This is a genomic window from Xylanibacter oryzae DSM 17970 (assembly GCF_000585355.1).
GTDB lineage: Bacteria > Bacteroidota > Bacteroidia > Bacteroidales > Bacteroidaceae > Prevotella > Prevotella oryzae.
This window is the reverse complement of the sequence record NZ_KK073873.1, coordinates 1,948,191-1,970,708: the sequence shown is the minus strand read 5'-3', so window position 1 is coordinate 1,970,708 and position 22,518 is coordinate 1,948,191. Positions and strand designations below refer to the sequence as shown.

The 22,518-nt window shown below is 37.0% G+C and carries 14 protein-coding genes; 13 read left to right on the top strand and 1 reads right to left on the bottom strand.

Annotated elements, in window-relative coordinates; all coding sequences use genetic code 11:
• Positions 1–11 precede the first annotated feature (11 nt).
• From XYLOR_RS13370 to XYLOR_RS07875, 8 genes are all read left to right on the top strand, one after another.
• Positions 12–1,619: a fimbrillin family protein gene (locus XYLOR_RS13370; protein ID WP_084608559.1), complete on the top strand. Its 1,608-nt coding sequence runs from the start codon at positions 12–14 to the stop codon at positions 1,617–1,619.
• Positions 1,620–1,683: 64 nt separating this feature from the next.
• Positions 1,684–4,380, top strand: coding sequence for a fimbrillin family protein (locus tag XYLOR_RS07905; protein ID WP_084608563.1), 2,697 nt, complete (start codon positions 1,684–1,686; stop codon positions 4,378–4,380).
• A 64-nt stretch (positions 4,381–4,444) separates the two neighbouring features.
• Positions 4,445–6,040, top strand: a complete 1,596-nt coding sequence (locus XYLOR_RS07900) for a fimbrillin family protein (RefSeq protein WP_084608562.1) — start codon at positions 4,445–4,447, stop codon at positions 6,038–6,040.
• Between the two features lie 64 nt (positions 6,041–6,104).
• The gene (locus XYLOR_RS07895; protein WP_084608561.1) at positions 6,105–7,769 is read left to right on the top strand and encodes a fimbrillin family protein; all 1,665 of its coding nucleotides are present in this window, start codon (positions 6,105–6,107) and stop codon (positions 7,767–7,769) included.
• Positions 7,770–7,833: 64 nt separating this feature from the next.
• Complete coding sequence (locus XYLOR_RS07890; RefSeq protein ID WP_084608560.1) at positions 7,834–9,699, top strand: fimbrillin family protein; 1,866 nt, start codon at positions 7,834–7,836, stop codon at positions 9,697–9,699.
• Between the two features lie 64 nt (positions 9,700–9,763).
• The gene (locus XYLOR_RS13365; RefSeq protein ID WP_084608559.1) at positions 9,764–11,371 is read left to right on the top strand and encodes a fimbrillin family protein; all 1,608 of its coding nucleotides are present in this window, start codon (positions 9,764–9,766) and stop codon (positions 11,369–11,371) included.
• Between the two features lie 64 nt (positions 11,372–11,435).
• Positions 11,436–14,204, top strand: a complete 2,769-nt coding sequence (locus XYLOR_RS13360; protein WP_154655704.1) for a glycine-rich protein — start codon at positions 11,436–11,438, stop codon at positions 14,202–14,204.
• Positions 14,205–14,370: 166 nt separating this feature from the next.
• A complete protein-coding gene (locus tag XYLOR_RS07875; RefSeq protein ID WP_084608558.1) occupies positions 14,371–15,381 on the top strand; it encodes a tyrosine-type recombinase/integrase in 1,011 nt (336 codons plus the stop codon).
• Between the two features lie 4 nt (positions 15,382–15,385).
• On the opposite strand, the gene XYLOR_RS07870 is transcribed toward XYLOR_RS07875, so the two are convergent.
• Positions 15,386–16,417: a DUF4906 domain-containing protein gene (locus XYLOR_RS07870; protein ID WP_154655703.1), complete on the bottom strand. Its 1,032-nt coding sequence runs from the start codon at positions 16,415–16,417 to the stop codon at positions 15,386–15,388.
• A gap of 573 nt (positions 16,418–16,990) precedes the next feature.
• Between XYLOR_RS07870 and XYLOR_RS07865 the strand changes: the two genes are divergently transcribed.
• The 5 genes from XYLOR_RS07865 (at position 16,991) to XYLOR_RS07845 (ending at position 22,433) form a co-directional block, all read left to right on the top strand.
• Entirely contained in the window at positions 16,991–17,527 is a 537-nt protein-coding gene (locus XYLOR_RS07865) for a DUF3575 domain-containing protein (RefSeq protein ID WP_036880925.1), read from the top strand.
• Between the two features lie 24 nt (positions 17,528–17,551).
• Positions 17,552–19,015 (top strand): DUF3868 domain-containing protein, encoded by a 1,464-nt coding sequence (locus XYLOR_RS07860; protein WP_084608557.1) that lies wholly within the window; start codon positions 17,552–17,554, stop codon positions 19,013–19,015.
• Between the two features lie 20 nt (positions 19,016–19,035).
• Positions 19,036–20,145 (top strand): fimbrial protein, encoded by a 1,110-nt coding sequence (locus XYLOR_RS07855; protein ID WP_036878276.1) that lies wholly within the window; start codon positions 19,036–19,038, stop codon positions 20,143–20,145.
• A gap of 229 nt (positions 20,146–20,374) precedes the next feature.
• The gene (locus XYLOR_RS07850; RefSeq protein WP_084608556.1) at positions 20,375–21,544 is read left to right on the top strand and encodes a fimbrial protein; all 1,170 of its coding nucleotides are present in this window, start codon (positions 20,375–20,377) and stop codon (positions 21,542–21,544) included.
• Positions 21,545–21,557: 13 nt separating this feature from the next.
• Entirely contained in the window at positions 21,558–22,433 is an 876-nt protein-coding gene (locus XYLOR_RS07845) for a FimB/Mfa2 family fimbrial subunit (RefSeq protein ID WP_036878272.1), read from the top strand.
• The last annotated feature ends 85 nt before the right edge of the window (positions 22,434–22,518 follow it).

The following is a 22,518-nucleotide window of genomic DNA, read 5'->3' as shown; positions in this document are numbered from 1 at the left end:
AGGAATCGGATATGTCTAGGAAATTTGAAAGGAATAAGTATGCAGACTCATTATACTCTTTATATTTATTACTAATAGCCAGTTTGTGCATCTGTTCTTGCACAAGTGAAAATAGTATTTTTGATAATGACAATACTAAATTATTGAACTTTTCCGTATCGGTACCTGAATGGAAAAATAATGACAGTGTTTCAAATAGTAAAACAAGGGCTACTCCGATTTCTGGCTCATCATTTGATAAAGCAAGTAGCTTTAATATTATTGCGGATGCTTATGATGGAACAAAAAACTACAGCACTATCATAAATAACGAGGCTGTGTCTTATACTAATAATATGTGGCAGACAACTGCACCTCACTATTGGCCTGGAACTACAACTAAAACAGTGAGCTTCTATGCATACTACCCTGCTAGTATTTATAGTAGCATTTCTCATACTGCAGGATCTGCTCCGACTTTATCATACACAGTTCCTGATAAGGTATCAGATCAAATTGATATAATGACTGCTACAGGTAATAATGTTAGTGGTAATACTAATTCATCTACTCCTTTAGCATTCAATCATATTTTTGCTGCTGTACAGTTCTGCGTAGGTAGCGCTGGTATGCCTACCGGCACAATAACAGGTATTGCGTTAAATAATATTTTATATAAGGGTACATATAGCCTGAATGGTACATGGATTCAAGACGCAACATCTAAAAAGGCTTTCTCACAGATTATATCATTCTCAACAAATACCAGTACAACAATCACTACTGGCGCGACGACTTTTATGATGATGCCACAAACACTCGGTAGTGATGCAAGTATAACTATTACCTATAGCAATGGTGGTACACTCACTAAATCTATATCTGGAAATTGGGAAGCTGGTAAAATATATACATATAATATTTCGAAAACTATATCTTTAGCTGCATTTGATTATACTGGAGGTGTTCAAACCTATACAGTTCCTCTAACAGGAACGTATAAATTGGAAGTATGGGGAGCTGAAGGTGGATATAATACGACATCACTTAATGGTGGTAAAGGAGGTTATTCTTTTGGTAATATTAAATTGAATGGTAGTCAAATAATATACATACAAGTAGGAGGATCCGGCAATATTGGTAATGGATATAATGGTGGAGGTTTAGGGCAAGCTATTGGAGGTGGCGCAACACATATGTCTACATCATCAGGATTATTAAATACAATGTCAACTAATATTCTTATTGTGGCAGGTGGAGGTGGAGGAGCTACAGATGGCTATGTTGGTGGAGATGGCGGCGGAATTTCTGGCTCAGATGGCGTAGGAGTTCATCCTAATGCATCTACTACAGGTAAAGGCGGAACTCAAACTTTCGGAGGATCTGGAGGAACAAGTACAAATTATGGTATTGCGGCTTCTGGCGGTTTTGGTTATGGTGGTTCTGGAGTAACATCAAATGAATCAGGCCCAGGTGGTGGAGGCGGCTGGTATGGAGGAGGAGGTACTCCTGTTGGAGGTGGTGCAGGTGGTGGTTCAGGTCATCTAAGTCAAAGTCTTATAAGCGGAACTACCGGTATGCAAAATGGAATCCGTTCTGGTAATGGTTATGCAAGAATAACCTTTATTTCTGCAAATTAAAGACTGATTCTCTTTTGTTTCTCTTCTCTCGCGGAGAGAAGAGACATGGGAAAAGGAATCGGATATGTCTAGGAAATTTAAAAGGAATAAGTATATAGACTTATTATGCTCTTTATATTTATTACTAATAGTCTGTTTGTGCATCTGCTCTTGTTCAGAAAGTGAAGGTTTTGTGTATTCTAATTTATCCACGAATAAGATTTCATTTAAAGCGATAACTACGGAAGGCTGGATTAATGGTACTTCTAATAATTCTTCGCAAGATTCTAAAACGACCCGTTCCGTACTTCAGAGTAATGAAAACGGTCCGCTTATTGTAAAATCTAATTTGCATACGCCTCTTTATCTTCATCCGGTAACACAGATAGGAATACATATACAGAGCGCAAACGATAAGCCGATGACTAAAAGTGGTGCGCGTATCATTGATGAGTCTACAGAAACTGTTGTTCCTACCCGTGGTTCTCCTTATACATCTTCAAATATGGTCAATTCTTTCGGCGTATTGGCTTACCGAACCCCAAGTACAGCTACAGACTTAAGCGGTGCCGCCCCTGATTTCATAAATAATCAGGAAGTGTCTTTGGCAGGTGGCATGTGGAAGACCGGCACAGACTATTTTTGGCCTGATAATGGTGACAAACTTTCATTCTTCTCATATAGTCCTTTTGGTAATAGCAATGTGACAGTTGCGGGTGCATCATCATCAGGTACTCCTTCTGTGACATATACAGCAAATACAGATGTCCCAAGCCAGCCGGACCTTATGACCTCCAAGTCAATCAACCAGACCAGAAGTAAGTCGTCAGCCAATGTGGGCGTCAATATGACATTTTCTCATGCTCTTACAGCTATCACCTTCGCTGTAGGTAAGGATATGGTTCCTGGTGTTTTCAAAAGCATATCAATAAAGAATGCAATAACTACAGCTACGTATAATCTATCAACCAACACTTGGAATACAAGTAGCGGAACTAGTACCGGCAATATAAGTATCAATCTAAATGGAACAACTGGCGTTACGATAGATGGAACGTCAGATGTTGCCCTTACAAGTGGAACAAACACAATGATGATGATTCCCCAATCATTTGCCTCCGGCAGTACAGCTGTAATAGAAGCCGTCTTTAATAATGGCAATGGAGACAAGACACTTACCGCCTCTCTGGCCGGTACTACTTGGGCGGCTGGTACATCAATAATATACAAGCTTTCTACATCATCTGTAAATACCATGACTCTTGGAACAATCTCCTATCCAAGTTCTTGGGGTGGCGTTGCTACTCCTACTACAAGTTTTTCAACAGGTAATGAAATAGGACTTTTTGTTGTAGACCAGAATAACAATATAAAGAATTCGAATGTTAAAGCCACCTATAATGGTAGTAGTTGGGTGTTGTCTACCGGTTTGCTTTTTTCTCCTCAGTATAAATACTTTGCTTATTATCCTTATCAGTCAGGCTATACTTCATCCAGTGTATCACCTTCAGCAACAAGTTCTGATGCATTCTTTTCGAGTGTGATATCAGGTTGGACAGTTACATCAGACCAGAATACAGCAAATAAGTTCAATCCAAATGATCTTCAGGTTTCTATGGGGACAATAAGCAGCACTGCCAGCAGTATCACTTTTAATATGGCACATAAGATGGGACTGGCGATAATAACCCTAGGAGCCAGTAGTATACCTACTACCAGAACATATACAATAGGAAGTTCTACAACTTATAGTGATTCTTCCGACAAAACTACAGTTACTGCCTCAAGTAATTTCTCGGAGAATATACCTCTTCTGTATAACAGTAAATACTATTATATTGCCAAAGCTGCAACAAATACAACGTTTAATAGTGCAGCAACAGATAATAATGCATGGTCAATAACACAAAGCATTTCGTCTGGTACTTGTAATTCATTGATAGCAATAACAACTAGAGCATTCTATAAATTTATAGCAAATTTCAACTATATAGGTAGTGTGCAAAGTTTTACCATTCCATTGGCAGGAATTTATAAGATTGAAGCATGGGGAGCACAAGGTACAACGACACCTAAACAAGGTAGTATGACATCTATAGGTTATGGAGGTCTAGGAGGGTATGCCGTTTGCCAAATTACAAAAGAAAAAAAATCTAATTTGTTTATTTGTGTAGGCAAGGGTGGCGAATCATATTGTAATTACTCATGGTTTTCTGGGGATGCATATTCTAATCCGACAGCTTATAGAACACGAATATACAATGGTGGTGGTGCAGGTCATGCATTTGGCGGAGGTGCAACTCATATTGCATTAACAAATAGAGGAGAACTCTATAATTATGAAAATTATAAATCTGAAATATTAATAGTTGCCGGTGGTGGTGGTGGTAATGAATTAATTTCAGGAAATGCAGGAAGTGGAGGTGGATTAAATGGTGGAGCTGGCTATGATGTACCAACGTTTGGTTGTACCGGTTATGGTGGAACACAAACAGCAGGAGGACTAAGTGGAGCTGCGGTAACAAATAGTCAGACATATGGAGCTGGAAATAATGGTACATTTGGTTTAGGTGGAAATTCTTACATAAGCTACAGCGTATACGAGGAAGGCGCAGGTGGTGGTGGCGGTTGGTACGGTGGTGGAGCATCAACATGCTATGCCGGCACTGGCGGTGGTGGAGCTGGCTATGTAAATAGCTCTTTAACTTATAATTCTACTATAACAAATGGGGTCAGAGAAGGTGATGGATACGCTATTATTACATTAATAACACCAAATTAAAGACTGATTCCTCTTCGTTTCTCTTCTCTCGCGGAGAGAAGAGACATAGGAAAAGGAATCGGATATGTCTAGGAAAGTTAAAAGGTATAAGTATATAGACTTATTATGCTCTTTGTATTTATTACTAATTGTCTATTTGTGCATCTGTTCTTGCACTAGTGAATATAATATATTTGATAGTGGTAATAGTCAATTATTGAACTTTACGGTATCTGTACCTGAATGGAAAAATAATGACAGTACTTCAAATAGTAAGACGAGGGCTACTCCTATCTCCGGATCATCATTTAACGAAGCAAGTAGCTTCAATATCATTGCTGATGCTTATGATGGAACAAAAAACTACAGCACTATCATAAAAAACGAGTCTGTATCTTTCACTAATAATATGTGGCAGACAGTTGCTCCTCATTATTGGCCTGGAACTGCAAATAATACAGTCAACTTCTATGCTTACTACCCTACTGGTATTTCCAGTAGTATTACGCATACAGTAGGATATGCGCCAACTTTATCATATACTGTTCCAGATGATGTTGCTAGCCAAATTGATATAATGACTGCTACCGATAATAATGTTAGTGGTAACACTAATTCATCGGCTCCTTTAGCATTCAATCATATTTTTGCAGCAGTACAGTTCAGCGTAGGTAGTGCTGGTATGCCTAATGGTACAATAACAGCCATTGCGTTAAATAATATCTTATGTAAGGGAACCTATAGCCTGAATGGAACATGGACTCAAGACGCAACATCTAAAAAGTCATTTTCACAGACCTTATCAGTATCAACAAATGCCGGTACTTCTATAACATCAGGTGCCACAACTTTTATGATGATGCCACAGACATTAAGCAGCGATGCAAGCATAATTGTTACTTATAGCAATGGTGGAACTCTTACTAAAAATATATCTGGAACTTGGGAAGCTGGTAAAGCATATACATATAATATTTCGAAAACAAAATCGAAAACATTTGATTACACCGGTTATATCCAAGCTTATACAGTACCTCTTACAGGAACTTATAAATTGGAAGTTTGGGGTGCTCAAGGTGGAAATGGTGGAAATGGTGGATATGCATATGGGAATATATACTTAACTCAAGGTAATATATTATACTTTTGTATAGGCGGAGCTGGAACTTTTAATCTAAATGGCAGTATTTTATCCAATCCTCTTACTGCTGGATATAATGGTGGTGGTTATGGACAATGTGGAGGTGGTGGAGCCACACATATAGCTATGACTAATAGAGGAGTACTTAAAAACTATTTATTATATCAAGGAGAAATACTACTTGTTGCAGGTGGTGGTGGCGGTGGAGATAACGGTGGCTTACCCGGTACCGGTGGTGGAATAAATGGCAGTGATGCAAGCGTGGGTGGTTCTGGAGGTACACAAAATACAGGTGGAGCAGGCATTGGAAGTGGTTCTTTTGGACAAGGAGGAAATATAGAAACGACAAATGACGATTCTGCAGGTGCAGGTGGCAGTGGTTGGTATGGTGGTGGTTCATCCACACAGCCTCAAAATTGTTCCGGAGGAGGAGGATCTGGACATTTAGGTTCTAGCTTAATCAGTGGTACCACAGGTATGTCAAGCGGCATAAGATCTGGAAACGGTAGTGCTACTATAACATTCGTTTCAGCAAATTAATTACTGATTTCTTTACGTTTCTCTTCTCTCGCGGAGAGAAGAGACATAGGAAAAGGAATCGGATATGTTTAGGAAATTTAATAATAATAAGTGTACAGACTCATTATGCTCTTTATCTTTATTGCTAATAGTAGTTTTGTGCATCTGTTCTTGCACAAGTGAATATAGTATTTTTGATAATGACAATACTAAATTATTGAACTTTTCTGTTTCTGTACCTGAATGGAAAAATAATGACAGCACTTCAAATACTAAAACTAGGGCTACTCCGATTTCTGGATCATCATTTGATAAAGCAAGTAGCTTTAATATCATTGCAGATGCTTATGACGGAAAAAGTAGCTACAACACTATCATAAAAGATGAAGCTGTCTCTTTCACTAATAATATATGGCAGACAACTGCACCACATTATTGGTCTGGAACTGCAACTAATACTGTGAGTTTCTATGCATGCTATCCTACTAGTATTTCTAGCAGTATTACGCATACAGCTGGATCTGCTCCTACTTTTTCATACACAGTTCCAGATGATGCAACTAACCAGATTGATATAATGACGGCTACCGAAACAAATGTTAGTGGAAACACTAATTCATCTACTCCTTTAACATTCAATCATATTTTTGCAGCTATACAATTTTCTGTTGGTAGCAACGGATTGGGAAATGGTACTATATCTTCAATATCCATAGGTAATGTTTACAATTCAGGTACATATACTTTGGGAACTGGATGGACTTTGGGGACTTCTATGAAAACATTTACTATTAATCAACCTAAGAACATCTCAGGAACTTCAGGCGAAGATATTTATTCAGGAACGTATACTCTTATGATGATACCACAGACTGTGAAAAACGCGACAATAACTATTAATTATAGTAATGGAGGAACACTTACTAAAACTATATCTGGAACATGGGAGGCTGGGAAAACATATAATTACAAAATTTCATTTATGAGAGAATATAATTATACTGGTAATATTCAATCATTTACAGTTCCTATTTCTGGTACTTATAAACTAGAAGTTTGGGGTGCTCAAAGCGGAGGATGGGGTGGACATATAAATGCTCCTGGAGGTTATGCTGGTGGTTATAAAAAATTAACTAAAGGAGATGTCTTATATATTGTAGTAGGAGGCAAAGGATATGATGTAAATCACTATACAGATGGAACTAGTTATAATGGTGGTGGTACAGGATATATATCACAAAACGAAATATATGGAGGTGGAGGAGCTACACATATAGCTACACATTCAGGATGTTTAAAGGACCTTTCTGATTTCAAATCTACAATATTACTTGTGGGAGGAGGAGCAGGAAGTAATGGTGGATGGGCTGGAGAAGATGTTTCTCTATTTGAGTGTGGTGGTGGGGAAGTTGGATTAGGCAGTAATACAATCTACATATATTGGATTGATGAATCAAAAAATATTAAGGGTACTATGTCAACAAAGGGCAACACTGGTGGAACACAAACGGGAGTAGGCCCTGATGGTATTAAAGGAGGATTCGGTTATGGTGGTAATACAAGTGGTTGTGCTGGAGCTGGTGGAGGTGGCTGGTATGGAGGAAATGCATCTGGAGATGGTGGTGTATCATCACAAACCAATGGTGGCGGCGGTTCTGGGTATATTGGAGGTGTCGACGATGGTTCTTTTCAGACAGGAGTACGTTATGGCAATGGTTATGCAAGAATAACCTTTGTTTCTGCAAATTAAATACTGATTCTATTTTGTTTCTCTTCTCTCGCGGAGAGAAGAGACATAGGAAAAGGAATCGGATATGTCTAGGAAATTTAAAAGGAATAAGTATGCAAACTTATTATCCTCTTTATATTTATTACTAATTACCAGTTTGTGCATCTGCTCTTGTACAAGTGAATATAATATTTTTGATAGCAATAATAGTAATTTATTGAACTTTACAGTATCTGTACCTGAATGGAAAAATAATGACAGTACTTCAAATAGTAAGACAAGAGCCATGCCTGTCTCAGGATCATCATTAGATAAAGCAAGTAGCTTTAATATTATTGCGGATGCTTATGACGGGAAAAGTAATTACAGCACTATTATAAATAAAGAGTCTGTTTCTTTCACTAATAATATGTGGCAGACAGTTGCTCCTCATTATTGGCCTGGAACTGCAAATAATACAGTTAACTTCTATGCGTATTATCCAACTAGTATTTCTAGCAGTATTACGCATACTGCAGGGTTTACTCCTACTTTTTCATATACAGTGCCTGATAAGGTATCAGATCAAATTGATATAATGACTGCTACAGGTAATAATGTTAGTGGTAATACTAATTCATCCACGTCTTTATCATTCAATCATATTTTTGCAGCTGTACAGTTCAGCGTAGGTAGCGCTGGTATGCCTACCGGTACAATAACAGGCATTGCGTTAAATAATATCTTATATAAGGGTACATATAGCCTGAATGGTACATGGACTCAAGACGCAACATCTAAAAAGACGTTCTCACAGGATGTTTCATCTTCAACAAATACTGGTACTACTATAACATCAGGTGCAACGACTTTTATGATGATACCACAAACACTAGGCAGTGACGCAAGCATAACTATTACCTATAGCAATGGTGGTACACTTACTAAATCTATATCTGGAAATTGGGAAGCTGGTAAAATATATACGTACAATATCTCGAAGATAATACAGACTGCTAATTTTAACTATACGGGTGATGTTCAGACATATACAATACCATTGGATGGAACATATAAAATAGAGTGTTGGGGAAGTTGTGGAGGAGGAAACTCAACTACTATAGGAGGAAAAGGTGGATATGTTTGTGGAAACCTAAAGTTAACCAGAGGTTCTATACTATATGTATATGTTGGGGAAAAAGGAGATATCTTTGATGAAAGTGTTCCTTTGACAACGGAGACATACAATTCAACTAAAGATCCATCGGATGCTGTATTATTCACATTAGGAAGAACAGGACATATAATATTTAACAACGGTGGAGAATCAGTTAGTGTTATTTTGTATAATAAACAGAATTGGACATATGCTGGCGGTGGGTCAACAGATATAAGACTCTCAAACGGAAAATGGAATGATTTTAATTCTCTTAAAACAAGAATTCTTGTTGCAGCAGGGGGAGGTGGTGCTTGTACTTACAATACGAACTTGAATGGAGCTGATGCAGGTTCTTTATTGGGCTTATCTGGAAAGGGTAATGGTGGTCGTGTCGGTAATGATGCAACGGGTGGTGAACAAAACCAAGGGGGACTTCATGGCACAGGTGATCATATGTATCCTAGTACACCTCGGGCTGGATTTGGTTACACTTCATATAATTATGTTACTACAGGTGGAGGAGGTAATGGATATTATGCGGGAGGTAATGGAAATCATGGTTGTGGCACTGTTGGCTCTGGAGCAAGTGGTTCTTCGTTTATATCAGGTTATTCTGGTTGCAATGCCATTGATAAATCATCAACATCTGATAATATTACTCACACAGGATCTCCTAATCATTATTCTGGATATATTTTTACAAATTCGCAAATGATTGCTGGTAACGCTTCTATGCCAGCACCTTCAGGTGGAACAGAAATAGGACATACTGGCAATGGCTATGCAAGAATAACGTTCATTTCTGCAAATTAGAGCCTGATTTCTTTACGTTTCTCTTCTCTCGCGGAGAGAAGAGACATAGGAAAAGGAATCGGATATGTCTAGGAAATTTGAAAGGAATAAGTATGCAGACTCATTATACTCTTTATATTTATTACTAATAGCCAGTTTGTGCATCTGTTCTTGCACAAGTGAAAATAGTATTTTTGATAATGACAATACTAAATTATTGAACTTTTCCGTATCGGTACCTGAATGGAAAAATAATGACAGTGTTTCAAATAGTAAAACAAGGGCTACTCCGATTTCTGGCTCATCATTTGATAAAGCAAGTAGCTTTAATATTATTGCGGATGCTTATGATGGAACAAAAAACTACAGCACTATCATAAATAACGAGGCTGTGTCTTATACTAATAATATGTGGCAGACAACTGCACCTCACTATTGGCCTGGAACTACAACTAAAACAGTGAGCTTCTATGCATACTACCCTGCTAGTATTTATAGTAGCATTTCTCATACTGCAGGATCTGCTCCGACTTTATCATACACAGTTCCTGATAAGGTATCAGATCAAATTGATATAATGACTGCTACAGGTAATAATGTTAGTGGTAATACTAATTCATCTACTCCTTTAGCATTCAATCATATTTTTGCTGCTGTACAGTTCTGCGTAGGTAGCGCTGGTATGCCTACCGGCACAATAACAGGTATTGCGTTAAATAATATTTTATATAAGGGTACATATAGCCTGAATGGTACATGGATTCAAGACGCAACATCTAAAAAGGCTTTCTCACAGATTATATCATTCTCAACAAATACCAGTACAACAATCACTACTGGCGCGACGACTTTTATGATGATGCCACAAACACTCGGTAGTGATGCAAGTATAACTATTACCTATAGCAATGGTGGTACACTCACTAAATCTATATCTGGAAATTGGGAAGCTGGTAAAATATATACATATAATATTTCGAAAACTATATCTTTAGCTGCATTTGATTATACTGGAGGTGTTCAAACCTATACAGTTCCTCTAACAGGAACGTATAAATTGGAAGTATGGGGAGCTGAAGGTGGATATAATACGACATCACTTAATGGTGGTAAAGGAGGTTATTCTTTTGGTAATATTAAATTGAATGGTAGTCAAATAATATACATACAAGTAGGAGGATCCGGCAATATTGGTAATGGATATAATGGTGGAGGTTTAGGGCAAGCTATTGGAGGTGGCGCAACACATATGTCTACATCATCAGGATTATTAAATACAATGTCAACTAATATTCTTATTGTGGCAGGTGGAGGTGGAGGAGCTACAGATGGCTATGTTGGTGGAGATGGCGGCGGAATTTCTGGCTCAGATGGCGTAGGAGTTCATCCTAATGCATCTACTACAGGTAAAGGCGGAACTCAAACTTTCGGAGGATCTGGAGGAACAAGTACAAATTATGGTATTGCGGCTTCTGGCGGTTTTGGTTATGGTGGTTCTGGAGTAACATCAAATGAATCAGGCCCAGGTGGTGGAGGCGGCTGGTATGGAGGAGGAGGTACTCCTGTTGGAGGTGGTGCAGGTGGTGGTTCAGGTCATCTAAGTCAAAGTCTTATAAGCGGAACTACCGGTATGCAAAATGGAATCCGTTCTGGTAATGGTTATGCAAGAATAACCTTTATTTCTGCAAATTAAAGACTGATTCTCTTTTGTTTCTCTTCTCTCGCGGAGAGAAGAGACATGGGAAAAGGAATCGGATATGTCTAGGAAATTTAAAAGGAATAAGTATATAGACTTATTATGCTCTTTATATTTATTACTAATAGTCTGTTTGTGCATCTGCTCTTGTTCAGAAAGTGAAGGTTTTGTGTATTCTAATTTATCCACGAATAAGATTTCATTTAAAGCGATAGCTACGGAAGGTTGGATTAATGGCACTTCTAATAATTCTTCGCAAGATTCCAAAACGACCCGTTCTGTGCTTCAGAGTAATGAAAACGGTCCGCTTATTGTAAAATCTAATTTGCATACGCCTCTTTATCTTCATCCGGTAACACAGATAGGAATACATATACAGAACGCAAACGATAAGCCGATGACTAAAAGTGGTGCGCGTATCATTGACGAGTCTACAGAAACTGTTGTTCCTACCCGTGGTTCTCCTTATACATCTTCAAATATGGTTAATTCTTTCGGTGTGTTGGCTTATCGAACACCAAGTACAGCTACAGACTTAAGTGGTGCAGCCCCTGATTTCATAAATAATCAGGAAGTGTCTTTGGCAGGTGGCATGTGGAAGACCGGCACAGACTATTTTTGGCCTGATAATGGTGACAAACTTTCATTCTTCTCATATAGTCCTTTTGGTAATAGCAATGTGACAGTTGCGGGTGCATCATCATCAGGTACTCCTTCTGTGACATATACAGCAAATACAGATGTCCCAAGCCAGCCGGACCTTATGACCTCCAAGTCAATCAACCAGACCAGAAGTAAGTCGTCAGCCAATGTGGGCGTCAATATGACATTCTCTCATGCTCTTACTGCTATCACCTTCGCTGTAGGTAAGGATATGGTTCCTGGTGTTTTCAAAAGCATATCAATAAAGAATGCAATAACTACAGCTACGTATAATCTATCAACCAACACTTGGAATACAAGTAGCGGAACTAGTACCGGCAATATAAGTATCAATCTAAATGGAACAACTGGCGTTACGATAGATGGAACGTCAGATGTTGCCCTTACAAGTGGAACAAACACAATGATGATGATTCCCCAATCATTTGCCTCCGGCAGTACAGCTGTAATAGAAGCCGTCTTTAATAATGGCAATGGAGACAAGACACTTACCGCCTCTCTGGCCGGTACTACTTGGGCGGCTGGTACATCAATAATATACAAGCTTTCCACATCATCTGTAAATACTATGACCCTTGGAACAATTTCCTATCCAAGTTCTTGGGGTGGCGTTGCTACTCCTACTACAAATTTTTCAACTAGTGACGTAGGAATTTATGTTGTAGACCAGAATAACAATATAAAGAATTCGAATGTTAAAGCCACCTATAATGGTAGTAGCTGGGTGTTGTCTACCGGTTTGCTTTTTTCTCCTCAGTATAAATACTTTGCCTATTATCCATATAAGGATAGCTATACTTCATCCAGTGTATCACCTTCAGCAACAAGTTCTGATGCATTCTTTTCGAGTGTGATATCAGGTTGGACAGTTACATCAGACCAGAATACAGCAAATAAGTTCAATCCAAATGATCTTCAGGTTTCAATGGGGACAATAAGCAGCACTGCCAGCAGTATCACTTTTAATATGGCACATAAGATGGGACTGGCCGTAATAACCCTTGGATCAAAGAGTGTCCCAACTACAAGAACTTATACAGGAGGTAATTCGACCTATTCAGATTCTTCTGACAAGACTACAGTTACTGCTTCAAGTAATTTCTCAGGAAATCAACCTCTATTGTACAATAATAAGTATTATTATATATCTAAGGCAGGTACAAGTACCACATTCAATAGTATAACAGCAGATAATGATGCATGGTCAGCACCTCTTTCAGCAACAATACCATCAGGAGGTTATTCAGCATTGACAGCAACAAATGCAAGTCGCGTATTTTATAAGTTTATAGCAAACTTTAATTATACAGGTGATGTTCAGAGTTTCACTATACCATTATATGGAACTAGTAAATTTGAATGTTGGGGAGCTTCAGGGGGAGATATGACATATGTAGGTGGAAATGGTGGATATACTGTAGGTAGTTTATCGTTAAATAATGGGAATGTTTTTTATGTATATGTTGGACAATCTAATGGAGGATATAACGGTGGGGGAGTTTCTTACCAACCGACGATTGGAGGCTCTGGCGGTGGTGGAACAGATATTAGGCTTGTAAATGGGAATTGGAATGATTTTAATAGCTTAAAATCACGAATAATAGTAGCTGGTGGTGGTGGCGGCGCATGTTTGAGGAGTGAAGGCTATGGTGACGGAAATGGTGGTTATGGAGGAGGACTAACCGGAGGGACTGGACAGTCAATAAACCATACTCAGACTTATGGGTACTCAATATTGACAGGAGGTTCTCAAACATCAGGAGGAGTCGCGAGTTGGGTCGATCTCGGTCAAGGCGTATGGTCAAATGGTTATGTCTTTCAGCCTAATGCAGGTCAGTTTGGATATGCAACAACTGCTAGTAATGGAGCAAACTCTATAAATACGCAAGCAGGTGGGGGTGGCGGATATTATGCGGGTGCAGGTGGTGGTCACAGTGGTGCAGGTGGTGGATCTTCATTCGTTTCCGGATATACAGGATGTAATGCAATCTATTCATCATCAACGGCTAGTGACATTAGGTCTACAGGTACTCCTAATCATTATTCCCTATATGTTTTTAGTGGCCCAAATATGATCGCAGGTAATGCTTCTATGCCATCACCTGGAGGAACAACAGAAACAGGACATGATGGCAATGGTTATGCAAGAATAACATTTATTCCGTAATAGCGATTGGTTAAGGTATTATTGTATTAATGTTATTTAGTATTGGTTATTTGTTATTGTGATATGTAAAATGACTTTTTAATTATTTTTTTATCATAGAGTAAAGAACATATTAATATTTGCAATTTTTATCTTACCTTTGGGCCTTCAAAAATAAGGGTATTTTATGGTAAGGATTATTATTGATATTCCTGCTGCGGCTATTAAAGAAGGTAAGGACATTATTATAAAGGTTGATAACAATGGAAATGGGCGCATATCTAAAGAAAAAACACCATTAAAAGACGACAAGAACTCATTGTTCTCTTTTATGAAAAATGTTATTACCCAACTTTCCAAAAATGGACATAACCGTACAGCAGAAACATATACTAGCACATTGAGGAGCTTCAAAAAGTTTAGAAAAAGTAAGGATATAAAAATGCAAAACGTCGACTGCTCTATCATTGAAGCTTATGAGAAATATTTGAGGGACGAAGGGGTTTCAATGAACTCAAGTTCTTTCTATATGAGGATACTACGTGCTGTTTACAACAGAGCTGTTGACACGGAACTTATATATGATGGAAGACCTTTCAGGCATGTTTATACAGGAGTTGATAAAACTTTAAAGCGTGCAATCTCAATAAATGAGATAAAAATAATTAGGGAGATAAATACAAAAAACAAATCGATGCTATATGCTAAAGATATGTTTATGTTTAGCTTCTATACCAGGGGTATGTCTTTTGTTGATATGGCATTCCTTAGAAAGAGCGATATAAAATATGGATTTCTTACTTACAGACGAAAGAAAACGGGACAGTTATTATCAATAAAGTGGGAGGAATGTATGCAGGACATACTAATGCGAAATCCTTCAGACGATAGTGTTTACCTTCTACCTATAGTCAATTCTGCAAAGGAAAAGCAAAGAACGCAATATCGTAGTAGGCAGAGAGCTATAAACAATAACTTAAAGAAAATAGCTCGGGACTTAAATCTTGATTGTAATCTTACTATGTATGTTGCCAGACACTCATGGGCAAGCGCTGCTCTTGAGATGGAAGTACCTATTGATGTGATAAGCGATGGAATGGGGCATACATCAGAAAAAACGACCAGAATATATCTTAAGTCAATGGATACTAACAGAATAGATTATGCTAATGAGAAGATTATCAGTGCTGTGAAGTGATTCTTTACATTGGTACTTCTATTGGGGTAACTGGTGACCAAGGATTAACAGAAGGATCACTACTATAGTAAATATTTGCTTTGTAGCTTACTCTGGCGTCAGTTGCACCACTTCCTGTAATAGCAATATTATAGGTGAAATTGTAATCTCTTGGAATATTAAAAATCTTATAGTCATTAGTAGCATCTTTTCCACCCAAGTAAATATAATAGGTGGAATTCCATGTGCTAGTTTGGGCCGTTACTACAAGATAACTCGAATTTGATGGGGCATTAGTGCTGTTGCGACCTGTTACATCCGAGAAATCATTTTTGTTTAATCCTGGATAATTTTCATATATATAGTATGTAGGGGTAGTTACTGCGGCCTCGGCTGCTGCAGAGGTCGTAACACTAGCAAAACTAGGAAAATTACTTGAGGGGTTTACCATAGTAGTACCGAATGGATATAAATAACTGGTATTAGAGACATTACAAAGCTGGTAACTTGTTACGGTTATTCCTGAACCTGCTTTGGGAGTTATTACAAATGTATATTTGCTATAGAGGTGTAGTAATGTAACATTAATAGTAGCTCCAGATGTTATACCTGTTGATGAAGTCTCACCGTACATCCTTTCTGCTGATTTATTTGCGATATCGCTTGCTGATGTTATAGATGTCTGTATTTTACGTAATCCGTCTAATGTGTTTATTGTTGTTATATCACTACCATAATTTGCTACAACGCATATTGTACATGTACTTGTATTTATTAGTCTTGTAGGAACAGTTATTGATGATACGTTAGTTGTGTAACTATGTCCTATAAGAAAACCATCATTATCAAATATGAATGCATTAATATCATTAATTGTCGCATCACTTACTGTACGTGTAATATTAGTTTCCTCCGGTACATTAATATTTATTTTAAGATTTGTAATGCCATTATTTCCGTTTTCATCATTTATCGAATAATTAGCATTGCATGAAAATAAAATTAATATACAGGATAAAAAAAAGACCATTAGGCCTGAATTTTTTAAATTCACCATAAATTGTATATTTACTATCGATTCCTTTGAATGAGATTGATGTCTCAATTTGGATGCAAATATATAAACTTTTTATAAGTAAATAAAGTCAATGACAATTTTTAACAAAAAAAGAAGATATTTATTGTTACCTTTTTGATATTTCGATGATTGTTGTATGGTTTTATCAAATTAATGCTCTAAAAAGACAGTTTTTCTACATTATTTACATATTTATCTTATGATATATTTTTGCAGTATTTAGGAACTATTTATAGTGAAATCTTGTATTTAGGAATGTTTTATTATTCTAAAACACTGTATTATTGTTCAAAATAGGTACATGCGCAAATTTTCTGCGTAAAAATTTGTTTTAAGTTGAAAATAAATCTACCTTTGAATGACTAAAATTAAATATAGAAAGTTTTGAAAATGGTATATGTTAAATGTGTTAATTTGTTTGCGAAATTGAAAAATATTTCCAACGTACATACGTACATACACACACATACATACACGCGCGCATACAATTTTATTGGATATATGTATACATTATGTATATCTAGTAGGTCAAAACGCCTTCTTTTTTTCTTTATGTTGAGTTTCTTAGTTACAGCAAATGCTTTTGCACAGAAATTTGCTATAAAGAGCAATGTCTTATATGATGCTGCTGTCATTCCCAATTTAGGAATGGAAATTCGCATCGATACCGTTAAGACATTTGAATTGTCATGTATATATAATCCTATTGAATACCCAGGTAATCGAAAGTGGAAAGTATTGGCTTTTCAACCGGAACTCAGATTTTGGACTTATACAGCATTCTCTGGTTTTTATTGGGGATTCAATGCTTTGTGGGGTAAATATAACGTAAGCAGGATGCCTTTCTCTTTGTTTTGTAATAGCGACAAACGCTATCAAGGAAACTTTATAGGAGGAGGTCTTTCGTGTGGTTATCACTGGATACTTTCTCCACATTGGGGTATAGAGGCCAGTATGAGTGTAGACTATCTCCACTTTCATTATGACCGTTATAGATGTGGTTCATGTGGATATAGAGAGCAGCACGCTAACACCAATTATATTGGGCCTTCGCGTCTGAATCTTTCATTTGTCTATTTAATAAATTAAGAAAAGAAAAATAATAAATAATATATGAAAACGATTAATTGTAAATCATTACTGTTACTGCTTTTAGCTACACTCAGCATAACAGTATCCGCTCAGACTGCTTACAAAGGCCAACTTTACGTTTCTGAAGAGACCTTCCATCACGATGGAGATATGCTACGTGTGCATATGAAAGTAAGCTATGATGACACAGCTGTACCTTCTGGCGAATCACTTATCTTTACTCCGGTGCTTAAGAGCGATACTATTCAGTGTCGTCTTTCTTCTGTAGTAATAGACGGAGACCGTCTCGCTAAGACAATGCACCGTGCAGAAACATTGCGTCGTTTTCGTCGCTCTAATGTTGCAGTGGTTGTAAAAGACAAAAAAGCTGAGCGCCGTTATTTCGTATACGACACAACAATTCCATATGAATTCTGGATGAAAGGAAGCTCTCTATATGTACAGAGCGAAGAGAATACATCATATAATGTAACACCTCATCATTATGAAGATAGAGTATTGGTCACAATTCCATTCGATAACGAACCTATTTCTGTAGGAGACATACGCGTTACAAGCGCACAACTTCTTACATGGGTGCAGTATATAGACCCATCTGGAACAGACTGTGACGTTATGACTCATAAAGGAATAATATCTCTATATGGAATTAATTCTAAATTGAGTATTAATAAACAGAATAGAATGATTTATGATACATTGTATAAAGATATAAACACAACTATCCAGTTGTATGGTACAAGTTTAAATTCTGCAAAGGTAACCGGATACGGTTCTCCTATAGGTAACCACAATCTTAATGAATTGAAATCAATGAAGCGTGCCTTGTCTCTAAAACGATATCTTATGAACAATAAACTTACAGCCAGCAATATGCTTGATGTTAGTTGGATAGCAGAAGATTGGGACAGTATACAGACACTAACTTCAGAGAGTAGTATGAATCTTAAGGAAGCTGCATGTGATATCATGCACAATGTGCCTGTAACAGCAGGTCGTGAAACTGTATTGCAAGACTTGTATGATGGAATACCATACCAGTATATGCGTACTGTTCTTTTCCCTAAAGTACACCGTGTAGCATATACCTTAGTATACAACCGTAAGGGAGTGGATGCTGCAACAGGTCGTCTACTTATGAAACAGAGCCCACGTTCTATGACATTGACAGACTTCTGGAATGTAAGTCAGAGTTATGAAAAAGGTTCGCGCGAGTTTAATGATGTAATTGACTTGTCAGCCCGTATTTTCCATGATAATCCTGTAGCCAATATTAATGCAGCCGCAGTAGCGTTGACAAGAAAAGATGTTCGTTCAGCTCAGCATTACCTGAATGGACTTGATACAGATCCTAGAGCATATAACAACTATGGTTTACTATACTTGCTTGAAGGTAATACAGATAAGGCAGAAGTATATCTGCGTATGGCTAGAGCTGCTGGTGTAATGCAGTCTGAAGATGTATTGAAATATATAAAGAAATAAATAATAACGTCAATAGTTTAATGAAGTCTTTCTATTTAGCAACATTTCTGGTATTAATATCTGGTACAATTGTTTCGTGTACCAATGATAATTTAGTGGACGGTTATAAACCGGCTACAATCAGTTTGTCGTTAAAGTCAGACTCTGTTTCAGTAAATAAGGCTAAATCTAGAGCTAATATAACGGTACCTTCTGATGGTGGTAATACTATTGGTACGGATGAAGCAACTTTGCATAACGTTTGTGCAGCATTGTTTGATGCAAATGATAATTTGGTGACTTTACATGAATATACATATAATGGTGACGAAAAGTTCATTACTACTACTGATGCAAAAAAAATAATAGTAGTTGCTAATGCACCTACAAATGCATTTTTGGGAACAAAGAACTTAAATGGGTTTAAAACTATTGCTCAGGATTTAGGTTACACCACATCCTCTAATGGGTTGTCCAAAACAAATGTATCAACCGCTAATTCACAGACTACTACGGCCTTGCCTATGTCTTCTGATGTAATATCTATAGTATGGTCTGCTACAAATACTTGGGGAGGAACTTCTAATCCGGTAATACTTACTCGAAAAGTTGCACGTGTGGCTTTAACAAGCATTAAAACTGCTTTTAGTGGAGGCTATGCAGGTTGTACGTTTACTCCAACGGAGATCTTTATGTATAATGCAAATAATAATCTTTCTGATTGGGTAAGTAATACTGTTTCCGGTAATGTAAGTGGTGAATATTCATTAGGAAGTGTAACTAATTATCTTAGCAGTGGAGCTTCACCATCAGCGCCATCTGATACAAATCCATACTTCTTTTATGTATATCCACATAGTGCGATTAATCCTACAAAATTGGTTGTAAGAGGACTCTTTAAAACTGTATCAGATCCTACTGGTGTAACAAAATATTATCCTATAATAGTAAATCACTTACAAAATGGTTCTACCATAGGCGGCGTACAAGGTACGGATTCACAGATAGATGCAAATAGAATATATAATATAAAACTTACAATAGCAGGAATCGGAGTTGATAGTCCTGGTGATGATATAACACCAGTATTAATAACTGTTCAAACATCAGTTTCAACAATGAATAATGCAACAATGAATGTTGGCTTTTAGAAATATCAGAATTTTGTGTTCTGTAATATAATATAATTTAAAATAAAGGAATCGGGGTTTAATGGTCTGGTTATATTAATACCAGATTTCAGAATTTTAGCAGCAAATATTTTATGGCGTGTTATGATGCTAATTTGTATGCTAGTTTTATAGGAATCGAGAACTCGATGTTCTTGCATAACGAGAGTTGTGTGGAAATAAGAGAATTATTAACTAAAAAAAATAGATTATGAAAAGGGTTTATTTATTAATGTCAGTATTGTTGTCTATTGGACTACTGACATCTTGTTCGAGCAGTGATACTGTCGAAACAGCGGAAAATACAGGTCCGCACAAATTTCAGCTTACGTTGCAAGGAGCTCAGTATTCAATTGAAACAAAGACTCAGGCTGCTGATCCTTCTGATGAAACAAAAATAAATAATGTCATTGTTGGAGTCTTTAATAGTGATGGAACAATTGATAATATTACAATGCCTTCGTTGGATGGTTCAAATAAAACAACGGTAACAGCAACATCTTCAAATCCGGATATAATTGTTGTCGCAAATGTCCCTTCAACTACTTTTGCAGGTGTTACTAATAAAACAGATTTTCTTTCAAAAACAGAAAATTTAAGTATTACTGCATCTACAGGGTATAATGCAGGGACTTTTACTGCCGTATCAGAAACTGCAGGTACTCAAAACGTACAAAGTGCTTTATATATACCAATGGTTGGATCAAAATCGGTTACGGCAGGTAGTAATAGTGCAGTCGTTAGTTTATATCGTATGGTATCAAGAATTTCTATAAAGGGTATTTCTACAGAATTTGATGCGACTGGTGCGTATTCAGGCGCAACATTTGTTCCAACGGAAATTTTTATGTCAGGAGCCCCTTCTACGTCTACATTTCTTACACCATGGGAATCAGGTACTCCAGCAGCAGGTACCCCAACCGTATCAGCAACCTTATTGAATGGTGAAAATGCTCCTATTGGTGCAACATTTTTGACTTCAGGTACTATTGCATCAGCTTTAGTTCCTTATACAGCTAATCATTTTTTCTATGTGTATCCGAATACTGTCTATGATGGTACTACAATTGCTAAAAATAAAATAAGATTAATTATTAAAGGTACATTTACTCCAAAAGTAGGAAATGCAGTTACTGTTTATTATCCAATTGTAATAGGTCGTTCGCAAGCAGGAACTACAATTACAGGTGATGCTAGTGGTAAGGCAGGCACAAGTGCATTGGGTGGAGTATTACCGAACCAAACATATACACTTACTGCTAAAATAAAATCTGAAGGAATTACTGATCCAACGAAAGATATAAATCCTGCAAACATAGATGTTACAGTAAGCGTAGCTAGTTGGAGTAATACTCTGACTCAAGATGTTATCTTCAATTAATAAGAAGTAAAGAATGCCGAGATACGCTTTTAAATATTTGATACTTGTAGCAGTGACAATACTGCTACAGGTTTCATGTATAGATGAGAACAATGACAATTGTGTTCAGTGTTCTGTCGTTACATCACCTAAAGATAGTATTGGTAGAATTCTGCCAGATTCTGTTAAAGGTAATATGCAAGCATATCTCTTTATTAATGGTAAGTTTGATCGCATCGTAACGTCAGATGCTGATGGCAGTTACAAAATAAGCTATGATAGTGGTGCAGGTTCTGCTACACTAGTTACTATAGGATCTTCAAGCAAAGACAGTGCAATAGTTTATACTCCAAAGTATGGTGATGACATAAGTAAAATGTCATACAGCGTATTAAAAGATAAAACCGATGGCGGATATACGCTACCTTCGTCTCTTTATTATGGAAGATACGATTGCACTATGACAAGAGGAGGTACAACAGTTGATACAACAATAGTATTGAGTAACCAGCCGGCAATTTTAAGAGTAGTTATTAAGCAACTTAAGGAATCATTTGGTAATTATGATGATTACAAAGTTGTATTATCTGGTTTTCGTAGTAATTTGACGTTTTCTGGTGAGGTAACCGGTGACTCAATTATTTATACACCTCCAGCTCATTTTAATGATAATAATGAATTTGTAACTGCTCCAGTTCGAACTTTTCCAACGAAAAAGGGAGAGTATGTAACTGTATCAATTTACAGAGGCGATAAGCTAATACAGACATTGGACCGTGACATAAATGGTAAAAAATTGTCTGTTGGCGCTGGATCTGATGTAGTACTTGTTCTTGATTGTTTCCGTAATGATATGACAATGACAGTTATGCCATGGAAAGATTACATCCAAGATGTAGTTATTCCTTAACTATTAATGTGTTTCACAACACAATAAATATAAATGAGGTTGTGTTTGACACAACCTCATTTTTTTATAATAATAACTTAATACC